Origin of the sequence: Methanosarcina sp. DH2 (genome assembly GCF_020804225.1) — an archaeon.
Classification (GTDB): domain Archaea; phylum Halobacteriota; class Methanosarcinia; order Methanosarcinales; family Methanosarcinaceae; genus Methanosarcina.
Genome location: NZ_WJBI01000004.1, coordinates 46239 through 63000 on the forward strand (window position 1 = coordinate 46239; position 16762 = coordinate 63000).

19 protein-coding genes are annotated in these 16762 nt (G+C 42.1%); 14 read left to right on the forward strand and 5 right to left on the reverse strand.

Annotation, left to right across the window (positions count from 1 at the left end; all coding sequences use genetic code 11):
- Positions 1-38: 38 nt before the first annotated feature.
- Positions 39-290, reverse strand: coding sequence for a thioredoxin family protein (locus FXV91_RS07460; protein WP_345945488.1), 252 nt, complete (start codon positions 288-290; stop codon positions 39-41).
- 154 nt (positions 291-444) lie between these two features.
- On the opposite strand from FXV91_RS07460, the gene dph5 reads away from it, so the two are divergent.
- The 7 genes from dph5 to FXV91_RS07495 all read left to right on the forward strand — a co-directional run bounded on the left by dph5 (position 445) and on the right by FXV91_RS07495 (position 6093).
- Positions 445-1245: a diphthine synthase gene (dph5, locus tag FXV91_RS07465; RefSeq protein ID WP_229389961.1), complete on the forward strand. Its 801-nt coding sequence runs from the start codon at positions 445-447 to the stop codon at positions 1243-1245.
- Between the two features lie 73 nt (positions 1246-1318).
- On the forward strand, positions 1319-1600 hold the full coding sequence (locus tag FXV91_RS07470; protein WP_229389962.1) for a DUF357 domain-containing protein: 282 nt from the start codon (positions 1319-1321) through the stop codon (positions 1598-1600).
- A 509-nt stretch (positions 1601-2109) separates the two neighbouring features.
- Positions 2110-2502: a DUF555 domain-containing protein gene (locus FXV91_RS07475; RefSeq protein WP_229389963.1), complete on the forward strand. Its 393-nt coding sequence runs from the start codon at positions 2110-2112 to the stop codon at positions 2500-2502.
- Positions 2503-2842: 340 nt separating this feature from the next.
- Positions 2843-3742 (forward strand): carbohydrate kinase family protein, encoded by a 900-nt coding sequence (locus FXV91_RS07480; RefSeq protein ID WP_229389964.1) that lies wholly within the window; start codon positions 2843-2845, stop codon positions 3740-3742.
- A 175-nt stretch (positions 3743-3917) separates the two neighbouring features.
- The gene (locus FXV91_RS07485; RefSeq protein ID WP_229389965.1) at positions 3918-4589 is read left to right on the forward strand and encodes a diphthine--ammonia ligase; all 672 of its coding nucleotides are present in this window, start codon (positions 3918-3920) and stop codon (positions 4587-4589) included.
- 24 nt (positions 4590-4613) lie between these two features.
- Complete coding sequence (locus FXV91_RS07490) at positions 4614-4760, forward strand: hypothetical protein (RefSeq protein ID WP_229389966.1); 147 nt, start codon at positions 4614-4616, stop codon at positions 4758-4760.
- Between the two features lie 1135 nt (positions 4761-5895).
- Positions 5896-6093 carry a hypothetical protein gene (locus FXV91_RS07495; RefSeq protein WP_229389967.1) on the forward strand — a complete coding sequence of 66 codons (198 nt, stop codon included), beginning with the start codon at positions 5896-5898 and terminating at the stop codon, positions 6091-6093.
- A gap of 83 nt (positions 6094-6176) precedes the next feature.
- Here FXV91_RS07495 and FXV91_RS07500 read toward each other — a convergent pair whose 3' ends face one another.
- Genes FXV91_RS07500 through FXV91_RS07510 form a run of 3 tightly spaced genes read right to left on the reverse strand, consistent with a single transcriptional unit; the run spans position 6177 to position 7759 of the window.
- The gene (locus FXV91_RS07500) at positions 6177-6572 is read right to left on the reverse strand and encodes an AIR carboxylase family protein (RefSeq protein ID WP_229389968.1); all 396 of its coding nucleotides are present in this window, start codon (positions 6570-6572) and stop codon (positions 6177-6179) included.
- 21 nt (positions 6573-6593) lie between these two features.
- Entirely contained in the window at positions 6594-6881 is a 288-nt protein-coding gene (locus tag FXV91_RS07505; RefSeq protein ID WP_229389969.1) for a chorismate mutase, read from the reverse strand.
- Positions 6878-7759, reverse strand: coding sequence for a shikimate kinase (locus FXV91_RS07510; protein ID WP_229390217.1), 882 nt, complete (start codon positions 7757-7759; stop codon positions 6878-6880). Before FXV91_RS07510 ends, FXV91_RS07505 begins: the two co-directional genes overlap by 4 nt.
- A 243-nt stretch (positions 7760-8002) precedes the next feature.
- Here FXV91_RS07510 and FXV91_RS07515 point away from each other — a divergent pair, with 243 nt between their 5' ends.
- The 7 genes from FXV91_RS07515 (at position 8003) to FXV91_RS07545 (ending at position 15367) form a co-directional block, all read left to right on the forward strand.
- Positions 8003-8998, forward strand: a complete 996-nt coding sequence (locus FXV91_RS07515; RefSeq protein ID WP_345945489.1) for a PhoU domain-containing protein — start codon at positions 8003-8005, stop codon at positions 8996-8998.
- A 1305-nt stretch (positions 8999-10303) separates the two neighbouring features.
- The gene (locus FXV91_RS07520) at positions 10304-10945 is read left to right on the forward strand and encodes an Era-like GTP-binding protein (protein ID WP_229389970.1); all 642 of its coding nucleotides are present in this window, start codon (positions 10304-10306) and stop codon (positions 10943-10945) included.
- A 5-nt stretch (positions 10946-10950) separates the two neighbouring features.
- Positions 10951-11310 carry a DUF2073 domain-containing protein gene (locus FXV91_RS07525; RefSeq protein WP_229389971.1) on the forward strand — a complete coding sequence of 120 codons (360 nt, stop codon included), beginning with the start codon at positions 10951-10953 and terminating at the stop codon, positions 11308-11310.
- A gap of 14 nt (positions 11311-11324) precedes the next feature.
- Positions 11325-11837: a hypothetical protein gene (locus FXV91_RS07530; RefSeq protein WP_229389972.1), complete on the forward strand. Its 513-nt coding sequence runs from the start codon at positions 11325-11327 to the stop codon at positions 11835-11837.
- A gap of 344 nt (positions 11838-12181) precedes the next feature.
- A complete protein-coding gene (gene hxlB / locus FXV91_RS07535) occupies positions 12182-12796 on the forward strand; it encodes a 6-phospho-3-hexuloisomerase (protein WP_229389973.1) in 615 nt (204 codons plus the stop codon).
- Between the two features lie 136 nt (positions 12797-12932).
- Entirely contained in the window at positions 12933-14045 is a 1113-nt protein-coding gene (locus tag FXV91_RS07540) for a pyridoxal phosphate-dependent aminotransferase (protein ID WP_229389974.1), read from the forward strand.
- 386 nt (positions 14046-14431) lie between these two features.
- Positions 14432-15367 (forward strand): cytochrome c biogenesis CcdA family protein, encoded by a 936-nt coding sequence (locus FXV91_RS07545; protein ID WP_229389975.1) that lies wholly within the window; start codon positions 14432-14434, stop codon positions 15365-15367.
- A 228-nt stretch (positions 15368-15595) separates the two neighbouring features.
- Here FXV91_RS07545 and FXV91_RS07550 read toward each other — a convergent pair whose 3' ends face one another.
- The gene (locus tag FXV91_RS07550) at positions 15596-16609 is read right to left on the reverse strand and encodes an NOG1 family protein (RefSeq protein ID WP_229389976.1); all 1014 of its coding nucleotides are present in this window, start codon (positions 16607-16609) and stop codon (positions 15596-15598) included.
- Positions 16610-16762 lie beyond the last annotated feature (153 nt).

Sequence of the window (16762 nt, forward strand, 5' to 3'; positions counted from 1 at the left end):
TAGAAAATGAGTTCAAAAAATAAAGTTTTAGCGCATCTTCACTTAATGCGGGCTATAGCATCGGCTTTTTTAGGAAGACCTGTAAAAGCAGGCTCTCCATCGATAAGAGTTGTAGGGACACCAACTATTCCATGCTTCTCAGTAAGTACCTGCCCCTCCGGGCTCTCTACATCAATTTCCTCATACTCGAAATCGTATTCCGATTTAAGGTCTTTCCATAACCTGCGTGTTGACGGGCATGCCGTACACCAGTTGGCGTGAATAAGCGTAACTTTAACCGTAAAAAACACCTCCAAAAATTGAGATTGTAAGCCTCATTCCTATTATTAATTTCTAGATATAAATACGTTGAGCGTATCCGTAAACCTGAAAATAAAGCCACAGATTCCCCGAATGAGCCTGCGGCGCCAAAAGCTTTAAACCAATAAGCTCCTAAAGCGGGATATGCTCACATTTATAGGGCTGGGCCTTTTCGATGAATATGATATTTCCTTAAAAGGACTTGAGGCTGTCAGGGAAGCTGACCTGGTGTACGCTGAGTTCTATACTTCCTGCCTGATGGGAACAAACCCTGAAAAAATGGAAAAACTCTATGGAAAGAAAGTCCATTTACTCACAAGGGAAGATGTAGAACAGCAGCCTGACTGGTTGGAGGAAGCAAAAGACAAAAAAGTTGCTTTCCTCACAGGTGGGGATACAATGGTTTCCACAACCCACGTTGACCTGCGCCTCAGGGCTGAGAAGCTCGGGATAGAAACCCGCCTGGTTCACGGGGCATCAATTGCCTCAGCCGTTTCAGGGCTCACAGGGTTGCAGAACTATCGTTTCGGCAAATCTGCAAGTATTCCTTATCCTTACGAAAGCAGGCGAGGTACCAGGGTCATTTCAGAAACCCCTTACGATATCATAAAGCAAAACTCCGGACTTGGCCTTCATACTCTTGTTTTTCTGGACATTGATAAAGAAAAAGGATATATGACCGTTAACCTTGCTCTTGAACTTCTTCTTGAAGTTGAAAGAAAAAGAGGAGAAGGAGTGATGGACAGAACTGTTGCTGTGGGGATAGCAAGGGCAGGTTCGGAAAAGCCAGTAGTAAAAGCTGACTACGCAGAAAACCTGAAGGGTTTTAATTTTGGAAAACCTCTTCATATCCTTCTAGTTCCAGGAAAACTGCATTTTCTTGAAGCCGAAGCCCTTGTGAAACTTGCAGCCGGTCCTGAAGGAATCATGGAAGAGACAGAATAAGCTGGAAAAAAGAGCGAGATCAAATAAAAACCAGTTGAATCAATAAACGCTAAATGGCTCTATGGTGGTCAAAATGCCTGCCGATTTGAATGAAAAGGTTAACCGATACGAGGATATGTTGAAAAGAGCACTGCAGAAAGCAAAGTATGCTCCAATCCCGAACTCCCATATGCATGCGGTAGCAGAGGATTACTATACAATGGCAGAAGCCTATTATAAAGACGGAACCTATTTTCTTGAAAACGGAGACCCTGTAAACGCCCTTGCTTCCTTTAGCTATGGGCATGCCTGGCTTGATGCCGGAGCGAAACTCGGGGTTTTTGCAGTGGACGACGAGACCCTTTTTACGATATAAGGGACTGAAGAAAAGATTGGATAAATTATCATATAAATGATTATAAAGACCTCGGAAGTATGGCAACCCTTACATAGATACAGGAATAGAAGGTAAGGAATCCTGAAAAAGGATCCGAAAGGTTGAAAAGCCAATAATTAGAAAATATCGATAAAGCCAAAAGTTGAGGACTAAAATCTAAACTGAAATTTAAACTAAAATCTAAACTGAAATTTAAACTAAAATCTAAACTAAAACTAAAAACTTATATTAAAAGTCGAAATTAAAAACTTAGAACTAAAAGCTGAAAAATTAGTAAAAAATAAAATGAGAAGCTAAAACTTATAAACTAAAATTGAGAATCTAAAAGCTTAAACTGAAAAACCATATAATACGTAAAACTTATAAATATAAACATTCATTCGAAGCGGAAACAATTAATATACTTTACTTATTCTTTAGGTTTCAATAACTTTTCCCTATCCGGGAATATTCTTAAAAACGTATACTAATATCTACGGTGGATAATTATGAAGAACTTTCATGTGGTACTTGAAGCAGCTTGGTTGGTTAGAGATGTAAAAACGGCTGATGATGCAATAGGGGTTGCGATTTCTGAGGCTGGAAAACGCCTGAACCCCAAACTCGATTTTGTAGAGGTTGATGTGGGAACAACTTCCTGTCCGGCATGCGGTGAGCCTTTCAGCAGTGTTTTCATAGCGGCAAATACAGCTCTTGTAGGGCTTATTTTTGAGATGAAGGTCTTTGATGCCGAATCTGCGGAACACGCAGAAAGGATTGCAAAATCCGTCATAGGAAAATCTCTGCGCGATATTCCGTTGACAGTTGTCGAGGTCACGGAATTCGAAAGGACAGGTGAAAAAGGCGAACAGCAGCAGCAGAAAGGCAAGACAAATAAATAAACAGGTTTCTTTCCTTAAATGTGTTAAGAATGCCGGATCAGAGAAAGGCTTACCTGTACGATTTCTTATTGCGGAAAGTTTCATATAGCCAGGGTTAAAAGAATCTCTGGCTAAAAAAGAACATATAGGGAGCATCTGTCACGGCAGAATGGACACAATCGGTAATTTTACCTTAATCAGTAATTTTACCTTAATCAGTAATTTTACCTTAATCAGTAATTTTACCTTAATCAGTAATTTTATCTTTTCCTGAGTCTTTTATTTTACTCAACTTTTAAGAATGTATGTGATTCCAAAAACTTCCGGGTTTCTTCCAGACCCACAAAAAAGAGGAAACTGCATGGACAAAATGATCTCCGTAGTGGGGCATATTGCCCTTGATTACATCGTAGATGTTGAAAAAATAGCAGGAAAAAACGAGTCTTCTCCTATAATTGACTATGAAGAATATCCTGGCGGAGGGGCTGCAAATATTGCAGTTGCCATTGCAAAGCTGGGAGGAAAAAGTCAGCTGATATCTCCGGCTGGTACGGATTTTTCAAGCTCAGGATATGAGAAGCTCCTTAAAGAAGCGTGTGTTGACCTCTCCCACCTTTATAGTATTGAAGACCTGAAGCTTTCAAAGGCTTTTATTTTCACTGATAGGGAAGATAACCAGACTACCTATTTTTACTGGGGTTCCTCTTCAAAATTCAAAGAGCTGGAACCCGAACCTGTGGACTTTGTCCATCTCGCAACAGCAGACTGCGTTTACAATGCAAAGATATCTCAAGTTGCCGGTTTTGTCTCCTTTGATCCCGGACAGGACCTGGTCACTTATTCAAAAGAGAATCTAGAGATAATTCTTGCCCACACCGATATTCTCTTTGCAAACAGGCATGAAATCAGTCGGGTTTCAGAGATGACCGGGAAGAGCTTTACCGAACTTAAGGCTATGATTGATGTTATTGTCGTTACCTATGACGCGGAAGGCAGCAGGATCTATACAGGCAATGAAGAATGGGCAATTCCCGTTGTTTCCGTAAAAGCTGTAGACCCCACCGGAGCAGGAGATGCTTACAGAGCAGGTTTTCTGCTGGCGTACACTAGAGGGTATTCTCTTCCCACCTGCGGGAAGATAGGATCAACAGTAGCTTCCTTTGTCGTACAGACTAGAGGCTGCCAGACCAGTCTTCCAACCTGGGATGAAATGAAGTTCCGCTACGAGGTCAATTTTGGAATTCTGGAAGCAGAGAACTGAGGTCATAAAGATCCGTAGCAAGCGGGATGCTGAAAAGGAAAAAACATGTAAAATGTTATTTAGTGGTCCGCGAACTATAATCTGCAAATTCTAATCATAAAGTACCAAAAATAATTAGGGATTATGAAAAACAATCCGGAAGTACGAAAAAATAGCGTTAAAGAAGAGGATGCAAATGAAACTCGCAGCACTGATTTCTGGCGGCAAGGACTCGGTCTTTGCCATTCACAAAGCCCTTGAAGAGGGGCATGAGGTCACCCACCTCATAAATATTATCCCTGCAAGGGATGACTCCTATATGTATCACTCAATCAATCTCCATATGGTAGAATTGATTTCTGCTGCCAGTGAAATCCCGCTGATTCAGCAGCAGTCCAGCGGAATCAAGGAACTTGAACTGGACGACCTTACTCTCGCTTTGAAGAAAGTAGATGTGGACGGGGTATCCGTAGGCGCTATTGAATCGCAGTATCAGGCAAGCAGAGTGCAGAAGATCTGTGATTCCCTCGGACTTAAAATGTATGCTCCTCTCTGGCACAGGGACCCTGAAGAACTCCTGAATGAGATGGCAAAAGTTCTCGATATAAGGATTGTCAAAGTTGCAGCCGATGGCCTGGATCAGTCCTGGCTTGGCCGCCCTATTAATGTGAACTCAATAGAAAACCTCAAAGCCCTGAACCGCAGGTATATGGTCCATATGGCAGGAGAAGGCGGAGAATACGAAACAGTGGTCCTCGATGCTCCTTTCTTCAAAAAGCGAATAGAGATCGTAAAAAGCGAAGTCGAATGGGAAGGTGACATTGGCTCTTTAAAGATTCTGGATGCAAGATTGGTCGAAAAGACCTGATTTCTCACAAGCAATTATTTTCTCATGACTGGCAGAGTCCCGAAGCAGGCGCACTCCTCATTCGGGTCTCCTGTCTCATCTAACCTGTGCAGGCAGAGTCCTATGAAACCCTCTGAGCATGCATACCAATTAAGCATGCTTTTCTGGTACGTGCTTTTCCGTCCGGATTGAAAGGTTGCTGTAAAAAATATCTGGATCAGGGATTATTTTTTAACTTCTTTAGCCTGATTTTGTGTGCCCGTACTTTTAAGCTGTAGTTTACACAATATATCATTACTTTTATATATAAGAGCTTATATTATTAGATTGGCGTCTGAGAAACTGTGTTCTACAGGAAGATCCCTTCTCCAGATATTCCCCAGATCAGATTTCCCAAATCAGATGCCTGTTCATGCCACATTCTTTTATTTTTTTCATCTTTTTATTCTTGCTAATTTCCGTTATCTCTCTGTTACTCATTATTATCTTTTCCTTAGTTTTGGATATGATTTTTGTCTCCATTTTGCTTCTATTCTGGCATTTAGCTCGGGCACTTTACCTTCCAGTGACTAATTACTCTACTCACTAGAAATCTCACAGGGGACACTTAAATAAATCCGAGATATCCTCTGAATTCGAGATACTCCTGTGATAACTTATTAGAATAATTAGAGTAGAATAATAAGAGTACTTCAAAAAAGTCCTGAAATCTATCAGCATATCATCAATTTTATATATGATCTTTTATATTTGTAGAATCGGGCATCTGAGAACACATATCTTTTCTTATTGCAAACCTCAGCCAATTCTTTTACCTCCCAATTCCCACACCCCCAACACTCGGATGCCCTATCCCCCAATACATTTATAGATTATCCTGTGCCCTTTTCCGTTCTGGTTTCTCCATTCGTAGCCTGCTTTTTCTTCCTCGAGCTTGCCTGTGACTCTTCCATAAAACAAATAAAAGAGTATAAAAATATTCCTTGAAGAAACAAAACAGCGGTTGAAAATGAGTTTTTCAGATAACACCTAATTCTGTCTCTGTCTTGTCGTATCCTTATGGACTTGTTCGATTACTTTACTTGTTTTCTTTCGTTGATCTCTTACGGCTCCCCTGTCACTTCTACCTGTTAATTTCTTACTGGTATCGTCATTCTTTTTAGCGGCTATTTTTTCTCTTTCTTCGCGGTAAAGACTGTTTATAGGCGAGTGCGGCAAGAAAGGCTTAAAATAGCGAATGGCGTTGTACGGATCAAAATATTTATGATTTAATCCTTTTTTAGCCCTCCTGAGCAAAGCTCACTCCTATTCCGCAAAATTAGTCCTCTTGAGCGAAACGAAGTGGAGCGAAAAGGACTGCGTACTCCCGAGGCGCAATTCGGGGCGAAGAGGACTGCGTACTCCCGAGGCGCAATTCGGGGCGAAGAGGACTGCGTACTCCCGAGGCGCAATTCGGAGCGAAGAGGACTGCGTACTCCCGAGGCGCAATTCGGGCGAGGCGCAATTCGAGTGCCGAAGAATATGAGAAAAAATGTAAAAATATGAAAAATAAGTTCCGGGAATTTAACTCCCATAGAGAACAAATTAAAATCAGAATTCTTAAAAATATTACGGATTTTCGATTAAATCCAGAATTCTCAGGGCAAGGTATGCGCCGTTTGCCCCATTGTCAATTCCTACACTCCCTACAGGTACACCTGGGGGCATCTGGGCTATGGAGAGAAGGGCATCAAGCCCGCCGAGTTTTGCGCTTACAGGTACGCCTATTACAGGTTTTTTCGTCCTGGAAGCGACAACCCCAGGAAGGGCTGCCGATAAACCTGCTATTGTGATAAAGACCTTTGCATCTGTACTCGCGACGTAGCTGTCAAGCTCGTCAGGGTTTCTGTGGGCAGAGATAACCATTACTTCGTAAGTGTATTTGCTCTTTTCAAGTACAGAAACTGCGCGATTGGCAATTGATCTGTCGGACTCAGAGCCCATAATTAGTGAGATATCGACCATTTTTCGCTCCTTTGAGGCAGGTCAGGGCAGGTTTCCCTTTCCGCTTAATTCGTTCTGGCGTTCGATGCTCATTCTGATAAGAATTTCAAAAATTTCCTTTATCGATCCTATATCAAGGTTGAGCTCTGTTGCAGTATTTAATGCCCTGTTAATTACAACCTCGTTTTGCTTACGGTCATTTATGGAAGTTCCATTTATCCTTTTTGATTCAAGCACTTTTTCAGCAAGGTTAACCCTTCTGTCAATGAGGGAAAGGATTTCCCTGTCAATCTCTTCGATTTCTTTGCGGACAGATTCAAGTTCACTCAAGAGGACCCCTCCCTGTTAAAGGATATCGCATCTCTGTTATTTATACTGGTCTCTATAACCTTTCCTTCCATGCCGCAGCTTTCCCAGGCGGATTTAAGTTCTTTTACCTGCTCAGCCTTCACCAGGGCTGCGTAAGCAGGTCCGGTTCCGGAAAGGCTGACTCCTTTTACCCCACATTCCAGAGCCCTTAGCATGTACTCCGTATCAAATCCAAGGGCTCCGCAGTAGAGAAAGCCATTAAGCGTCATTGCGCGTTCATATTCTCCTTTGAGGGCAAGCTCATATGCCATTTCCACATATGGGGCGATCAGCCGTGAACGTTTAACATTCGTGTCCGCACTGAAAGCCTTTTTTGCCGGGGCAAATATCAGGACTTTTGAATCGGCTTCTTCGCGCCTGACAAGTTCCATTTTTCGGTTATCGGTGACAACAATTCCACCTAAAAAGGAGGCACATGCATCGTCAAAAGCTCCTGTTACCGTAACTCCCACCTCTTTTGCAGCCCTTACACCCAGTTTTACGATCTCCAGGGGGGGCAGAGTCTCGTTGACTGCACGGAGGGTCGCAAGGACTGAAGCGTTTGCCGCGGCACTGCTGCTCTTGAGTCCTCCTGCAAGAGGGATTTCACTTCCTGTCTTTATCGTACCTCCGAGTTCAAGCCCGAATCTTTCCAGGACAAGTTCTACGCAGCGTTCTATAAGGTGAGTGTCTCCTTCAGGCATCTCTTCAATTGAGCCCATAATACCCGAATTACCCTCTGAGAGTTCCACCTCTGCAAAGGTTTTTAAGTCTATCCCGAATGCTGCACCTTTCCAGGTAGCTATGGCGTTTATTATGGTTCCAGCCCCGAAAGCGCAGGCGTGCCCTTCAAATGTCATCACGTCCTGAATGCTCTGCTCTTTAATATTTTTTACCTCTCTTCATAGCAGAAAGCAAGGTAAACTTAAATACAGGACTCCGGAATTTATTCCCAAAAAGGAAGAAGTCTCAGAATATAAATAGTAAAGCCAAATTGTATATACATTAAGTAGTTATCTAAACACTGATCAATACTATACATATGGAGTAAGTATCATCTAACTTCCAGGCCTGGCCTGAGCGACTAAAAACGGGGAATTCACATAGAAACCAGAAAAGTACAGCAGACAGGCGGATCCACTTACATTATTTCTCTCCCGAAACAGTGGGCCGAAAAAGTAGGAATCAAAACCGGGACAAGAGTATCTATTCAGGCTCAGCCAGACGGAAAACTTTTAATTGACCCTATTCTTGAGGGGCGCACGATAAAAACGAAGAGGATTGATGTGGCAGGTTATGAGGCAAAAGCTCTGGAAAGAGACATCATTGCTGCATATCTTTATGGCTATGACAGAATGGAGTTTACCGCAAAAAGAATACTTGCAGAGCAAAAACAGGTTATCCGAAAGGTCTGTTACAAACTCATAGGTCCTGAAATTATTGAGGAAAGCTCAAACTGCGTGGTCATTCAGGATCTTCTTAATCCCAATGAACTCCATATAAAAAAAGGCATACACAGAATGTTCCTTATTACAGGTTCCATGCAAAAGGATGCCATACGAGCTCTCAAAACTGGTGACCACGACCTTGCTCTCGATGTAAGTCAGAGGGACGACGAGGTCGACAGGTTATGTCTCATGATTTCTAAACAATTTCGTTCCATTCTCTGCGGAGGAAGGATGCCTGATTCCTCAGAAACAAGTATCGAAGAATACCATGATTTCAGAATGGCAGCAGGTCCTATTGAAAGAATTGCAGACCATTCACAGAGGATTGCAAACGTTATCTCAAAAATGCAGGAGCCAGTCAGGGAAGATGTGATGCAGGTCATAGAGGATCTCAGTAATACTTACATGGAACTTGTTCAGCAGGCAGTAGATGCCCTGTATAACTCCGACACTTCTCTTGCAAACCAGGTAATAGACAGTATAGACAACATGCGTTCACGTGTGACGGAACTGCATGCATCCATTCTCAAACTCGAGTCACATGAAACCATGATATATCTAGGGATGGTAGTAGATAGCCTCTCAAGAATAGGAGACCTTGGCTCTAACATAGCCGAGATAGCCATAAATTCCGCGATAAGAGATAAATGAATATTCTGCGGAAAAGTTGTGAAGCTCCTGACAAATTGGTTGATGTTATTCAGATATCAAAAGTGAAATTTTCAGACCTTCTCCCCTGCCACAGGAGCTTTAGCCGGCCTGTCAGACAGATGAGAAAAACGACACGCGGCTGCATTCAGAGAAACCGGTAATGTGGATAAAGTACCTATGGCTTGAGAAATAATTTTCTTTTCCCGGGAAACCTGATTTTAGTCTGCAGTTTATAAGACGTCTCTATCAGCTTGCCTGGCAGTGCCTGCCAAAAAGAAATAAAAAAAGAAAAGAATGAATAGAGTACAAAAAGAAACGTTACTAATAGAAAATAAATAGTTTCCTCTTTTTAACGAAAAACATCTCTCTTTTTGTCCTGAGGAATAGTAACTAATCTTTGTTTCAGAATCAGATGACTGAATATATCTATTTTTTTAACAAAATAACTCTAATTGGATAAGGAAACTACTGTCCTGACAAATTAATTATGGGGCATTAATATTTAGATTACCCCTCATACGTAGTCTTTTTTCGTAATTATGATAGCTCATAAATAAATTTCCTGGACACTAGCTGCATGTTTTTTTTGAAATCAGGGAAACAAGCCAGCTTTTGATTCTCTTGCTCATCAAAAGGGTCATAAGACTGGATAGAGGGACACATGGAGGGACTTTACCTGAAGTAGTTTCAGGGAGGTTAAATAGAAAATGTTCAGAGTAGCGAAAAGCAGTCAGTGATGAATGCGGTGAGGTAAATAAGGAGATTAAGGTCCAGCAGTTCAGGTTTTTCGGAGTATGACGGCAAAAGAGACTGGAAAAAATAAAAGGAATGACAGCCTGCGAAGTACTTAAGAGGATAAGAACCATTTATATTTTTAAGATATGATGAATAAAAATAGGAAAAAATATAAAGGAAAGTACAGAACATCAGTACAAACATAAAAATTTAATGGAAAATGAAAAGAGTTACAGATGGACTGAAAATTTTCATTATAAAAAAGTTTTTTATTAAACATATCCGGGAATCAGGCGATAAGAAGTAATTTATTTATATTCTGGTGTTATTTCACGGAGGCACTTTCTATTTTCACATGGAAAGAATGCAAGATTTGCTATTTATTCCAGGTATATTGAAAAGGAGAAGACAGTATCTCCATTTTCTCTGATTCCCACAGCTTGACAAGTGGAAATTATTTATATGCAAGGATCAATTAAATAAAAAGGTCACGAAAACACCAGTAAACCCATAAAGGAAAGCAATCCGAGAAATCCTTTGGTGTTATGCTTTTCCCAATGGAGGGAAGCCATGAATATGATAAAACGATTTAAGGTAAGCTTTTCAAAAATGTTCAATAAACTGTTCAAGAAAAAAGGAGCATGCATAGGTATCTACGGACCCCCCAATGCCGGCAAGACAACCCTTAGCAATCGCATCCTTAGAGACTGGGTCGGAAACGAGGAAACAATGGGCTCTGTTTCACATATCGCCCACGAAACCAGGCATGCAAAAAGAAGGAATGCAGTCACTATCGAGACTAATGGGCATACTATCAGCCTTGATATTGTGGACACTCCCGGGCTTGCAACAAAGATCGATTTCCATGACTTCATGGAACAGGGAATGAGTGACGTTGAATCGAAGAAAAGGTCCAAAGAAGCAACAGAGGGCGTAATTGAGGCTGTCAAATGGCTGGATGACCTTGACGGAGTCATACTGGTTATGGATTCCACAGAAAATCCCTATACTCAGGTTAACGTAACTGTGATAGGAAATATGGAAGCCAGAAACCTTCCGCTTCTCATTGTAGCAAATAAAGTGGACCTTCCTGATGCCGACCCCGGAGTCATAAAGGAAGCCTTCCCTCAGCACCCTATGGTACCTGTCTCGGCTCTTGAAGGAGTGGGAATGGACTCATTCTACGAAGCTCTGGCCAAACAGTTCGGGTGATCAAAATGCAGGGAATCCAACTTGATCTTATATCCGAAGCCAAAATCTCTCAAATGGCTTCTATGGAAAAAGTCCGGTACATAATCGATGAGGTACGGAAAGGCAAAATCCTTGTGCTTGAAAAGGGTCTCAACCCTATGGAGGAAGCAAAACTCATTGAGATGACAATGTCAGCAATTCAGCCTGACGTGTTTTCAGGAATCGAGATGCAAAGCTACCCTGCAAACGCGGACGCTTCCTTGCTGGGAAAGTTTTTTAAAAAACAGAGCAGCAAGAGACTTACGGTTATAGGGCCCGCAAATCAGCTCAAAACCCTTAAAAAAGACAGGAATCTGATCAGTGCACTTGTCTCTGCAAGTAAGTAAACGAAGTGGAAACAATGTGTGCCCAGAAGACCCAAGACCTGGAAGCAAAAATATCCCCTCCCCAGTCCCTCGGCTCCTTTGAGATGGGCAGGAACGACGTTAACGTAGTCTGTACCTACGGGAAAATTGCAGTATGGTTCGGACGAAAGGTTCCTGATTATATTATAGCGCAGGTACTCCTAGGAATCTCAAAGGTAGACCAGTCTACAGTTCATGAATTTGAGATTATCTGCGACTTTGATGAGATTACGGAGTATGAAAGCAAAGGGTATATACTGGTGTCCTATGGCAAAACAGCCGGCGGTTATCGTGTAAATTACAGTATTCCGTTTTCCAATAAAAAAGCCCTCTTCCATCTATCCAGATTTGTCCTTGAAGAGCTCCAGAAAGGAGAGGTACGCAAGGACTTCTACTGGAACGGGAGTGACTGCGATATCCAGCGGCTCTACCAGGAATTCAGAAACAATATCGATAGCTGGGAATTAAAAGCTATTAATTATAAGACTGAGCCGCAAACAAGCCGATAATGGTCTCCGGCACAGCAGCGGGATAAAAAGAAGCTTCCAGAAATTTGTCCTGAGATCCTCACCAATAAGTTTAAGAAATTGAAAAAAGGTTATCTGGAAGGGATTTCAGGAGTTTTTATTTCAATATTTACATTTAATATTTACATTTAATATTTACATTTAATACTTCCAGTTATTATTTATAGTCGATATTCATAGTCAGTGTTTATAGTCAATATTTATAGTCAATAGTCTCAGGAGCTCTGCCCTTATTTTGGGACTGTAATCCTTATTTGGTAGAAGTAAGTAAAAGGTCAATTGATTGTTTATTGAGAATTTAACTCAATGCTTTTTGGAGAACTTATATGAAAAAAGATCAGGTAAAAGACTGCGAAGATGTAGTATTATCAATGGAACTTATAGTGGAAAACCTCAACGAGGTGGTTAAGATGCTTGACCGCGAAGCCATAAAACACATGCTTCAGAATATACTGGAAGGGGAAAGGGTCTTCGTAATGGGGGCAGGGCGGTCCGGGCTTGTTGCCAAAGCCTTTGCAATGAGACTGATGCATCTCGGGTTTACTGTGTATGTCGTGGGAGAAACTACCACCCCTGCTGTTCATCCACAGGACGTCGTGATTGCCATTTCAGGGTCAGGAGAAACCCGTTCCATAGCAGATCTCGGCAGAATAGTAAAGGACATCGGTTCAACCCTCATAACTGTCACCTCCAAAAGGGAGTCAACACTCGGCAGAATTTCTGATATAACTATGGTTCTTCCGAGCAAGACCAAAAATGATCATGATGCAGGCGGCTACCTTGAAAAAAACATGCGAGGAGATTATAAGAACTTACCTCCCCTGGGCACGGCTTTCGAAATCACCTCACTGGTCTTCCTTGACTCGGTAATTGCCCAGCTGATAACACTTACAGGTGCTTCGGAAGCAGAACTCAAGTCCAGGCATACAAATATCGAATAACGGATTGAACATTCAATAATGGGTTCAAAATAACTTTTAAAGTTAACCGTTAAAATAATATGGATCGGAACAGTGGGTAACTCAGAAATTCAGGATTTAAAGGATACAATTTTGAGGGATATAAGGAGGGCTCAATTTGAAGGAAATTCAGTTTTCAGAAAGTGTATCCCGGATAGATACATCCGGAATCAGAAAGATTTTCGAAGCTGCAGGCTCAAATGCCATCAACCTCGGGCTCGGGCAGCCTGACTTCGATACTCCTGAACATATAAAAACTGCAGCAATCAAAGCAATAAATGAAGGCTTTACAGGCTATACCGTAGGTCCCGGAATCCCTGAACTGAGGGAAGCCCTGAGCCATAAATTCCAGGAGGAAAACGGGTTTTCAGTCTCTCCCCAGGAAATAATCGTAACATCAGGAGCATCTGAAGCCCTCACCATTGCCCTCGCAGCCCTTCTCAATACGGGAGACGAGGTTCTTATCTCAAACCCCGGATTTGTATCCTACAACGCCCTGACTGAAATCCTTAACGGAAAGGTAGTAAGTGTCCCTCTTGCAGAAGACCTTACCATGAAGCCGGATTCCGTGCTTGAGAGAATTACCCCGAAAACAAAAGCCGTTATCCTTAACTCTCCGTCCAATCCCACTGGTGCTGTCTCAAGCAGGGCAGACATCAAAGCTCTTGCCGAGATTGCAGACGACCATAACATAACCATTATTTCTGACGAGGTCTACGAGTACTTCATTTACGAAGGCGAGCATGTGAGCCCTGCGAGTTATTCGGATAATGTAGTCACTGTAAATGCAACCTCTAAAAGTTATGCTATGACAGGATGGAGGCTCGGGTACCTTGCAGCTAGAAAAGAGTATATAGCCCAGATGCTCAAAGTGCACCAGTATATACAGGCATGTGCAAACTCAGTCGCTCAGAAAGCTGCCTATGCCGCAGTAACCGGACCGAAAGACTCTGTCAATATAATGCGTGAAGAGTTCCGGAAACGCAGGGATGTGCTTGTAAAAGGTCTTAATGACCTGGGGATGGAGTGTGCTCTTCCGAAAGGGGCTTTCTATGCCTTCCCGAAAGTCTCAAACTCCGCAGAGATCGCCTCAAAAATGATCTCAAATGGCGTTGTTGTTGTCCCGGGAACAGCCTTCGGAAGCGATGGGGACGGCCACATAAGAATTTCTTACGCAGCTTCGATGAAAGATCTTGAAAAAGCCCTGAGCATCATGGAAAAATTGCTCTGAGCCTTTTTACAGAGAAGGATCTTTCCCTTCTCTTCCTTTTTTCAATTTTTTCTCCTTTTTAACTTTTACTTCTCTGTATTCCTTTATTTTTCTATTCGATTAACCTGTTTTCTGAAAAATGCCGTTAACTTTGGGAGAATTTATATTGAGGCATCCAGATACCTTGACATACCGAAAAAGAGCTTTTTGCAATTGTTCCGATGCTTACTAATCCATATTATCTTGCAATGAGCCTTTTTTTAACCAGTAATATTTTTCCAAAAGCAGTCCTGTTCATTGAAAGTATACACTGAAGTACACCGAAAACTGTCCGTATCAAAAATATGCATCACCGATTTAAGGGGAATTTCTGGATGTTTCCACAAATATAGCTTCGGAAAAGAGATATGAAAAAGCGATTCGTAAAACCACAGTTTGTAACTAAAGGAACACTTGTGTTCATATCTATTTTTTTGTTGCTGAGCCCTGCTTCCGGTTCGGTCATTCTGGCAGGAAACAGATCAAACGGTTATTTTTACGGAAGCGCAAATACAATAGAGATTCTTCTGCTGGGAACTTTCGAAACTTCGGCTTTGCTTTTTACCCCGGAATCTTCATACCTTCTAACAGGAAGCAGAGAAGGGAAAAATAAACATCTTGAGAGAGTGAGCCCCTTTTTAATCCTGGCTATAGGTATCCTTGCCGGTTTTAATCCCTGCCTGCTTGCAGTAATGGCTTTCCTGGCTTCTATCACCCTTGCTCAGCAGGGAGGACGAAAAGAGATGCTCAAAATCACCCTGGGATTTTCTGCAGGAATTTTCACGATGTATATGTTTGCAGGGATAAGCATTTTGAGTACTGTCAGTTTGCTGCCTGAAGTCCGGAGACATTTTACCGCAATTACGATCCTGCTGACTGCACTGCTTGGTCTCTGGCACATTTATGATGCCTACTGGCTGAAAACTCATGCAAAGTCAACCTTCAGGACCCCTAAATCTCTGAAGGATTTTATGAGCAGGATGGGTGAAAAAAACCTTCTGCTTCTTTCTTTCCTTGCAGGGGGCATGTTCTCTCTGGTCAAAGCTCCCTGTGTCGGGGCAATCTATCTCTCAATCCTGAGTGTGCTGGCAATAAGAACCGATATAGTAAAAGGAATAGCATACATGGGAATATACAATCTTGGACTTCTATTGCCTGTAGTGTGCCTTGGGCTTTTATTGGCCTTCGGATTGAGCCCGAAAAAAGTCACTGAGTTCAGAGAAAAAAGAAGAGTGGAGATAAGGCTGACAACAGGGCTGATACTTATTGCCCTTGCCCTGCTGATGCAGTTCAGGATACTCTGAGCAGCCAGGTATCTGAAAATCGGATAACTAAAAATCGGATAACTAAAAATCGGATAACTAAAAATCGGATAACTAAAAATCGGATCTCTTAAAATCGGATACTAAAAAATCAGATTCTAACTAAAAATCTGGATTCTAATTAAAACCAGACTCTGGTCAAAACAAATCCTGCAGGCACAGAGTTCTGGCTAAAACAGGTTCTGAAGCTAAATATAGTTAGATAAGGAATTAGAAAGTGAATTCCTCATCCGGTTCTTCCGAAGCTGTCTCTTCTAAAGACTTAAGGCGCTTTTCTTCAATCATCTCAAGAAGTCTTTCCATTACCTCTTCGATTCCTTCTTCGGTAATTGTGGATATATTCAGATCTATTCCGTCCATTTTCCTGAACTCAGGCCTGTCAGCTTTGTTAGCAACCACGAGCAGGGGAAGGTTAAAATTTTCCCTGATTTCAGCAAGAAGGCGTTTCTGATCCTCAATCTCGTATCCGCAGCTTTCACTGGGGTCAATCATGAACATTACAACTGCATCCAGGTAGTGGATTGCTGTAATTGCCTGCCGTTCAATATTGTTTCTCTCAGCCATGGGACGGTCAAGGAGACCCGGGGTGTCCATAACCTGATAACGGACTCCTTTCCGTGTGAAGTGGCCAATGGTTACTCCTTTTGTCGTGAAAGGATAAGGGGCAATTTCAGGGGTTGCACCGGTAATTTTTGTAACAAAACTTGACTTTCCTACATTGGGATAGCCAGCGATTACAACTGTAGGTTCATCCTGGACATCAGGAAGTTTCCTGAGGATGTTTCTGGCTTCATTCAGAAAGAGAAGGTCCTTATTGATGGACTTGACAATGGATGCAAGCCTTCCGAAAGCTTCTTTTCTGACAGGTTCTGGGAGGTCTGAATCCCGGATTTTTCCTACGTAGCTCCTTGCAACTTCATGGATCTTCCTGCTCGCCCAGTCCACGGATGCAAGGGACATCTTAAGTTTCTCTACACCTACCAGGATGTCAGTCAATTCATAATAGAATCTGGGTAACTGCTCAAAGCTCGGAAAACGCCTGACTATATTAGCAAGGTTATCCGTGAAAATGTTTGCAGCTGTCAGTACCATGGACTCATTGGCTCTGAGCCGGCTGTCTCTCCCCTCAATAGTTTTCCCGGACATAGCTCTTGCTGCCCGTTTAAAAGCTTTATTAGTTAACTCGTCGGAAGTAGGGACGGTGTGAATTTTTTCAAAGATCATAATTTTCTAACCCTCTGGGGGCTCTTTTCATCTATATAAAGGTTTTTCTGAGTAAAGAAGTTTAACAGAAAAATCTAAAGTCCGCAAGCAAAAGTTTCGCAAAAGTTCCTGAGCGGAGTTTCTTTGCTTTTCTTGTCTGGATTTTCTGAACAG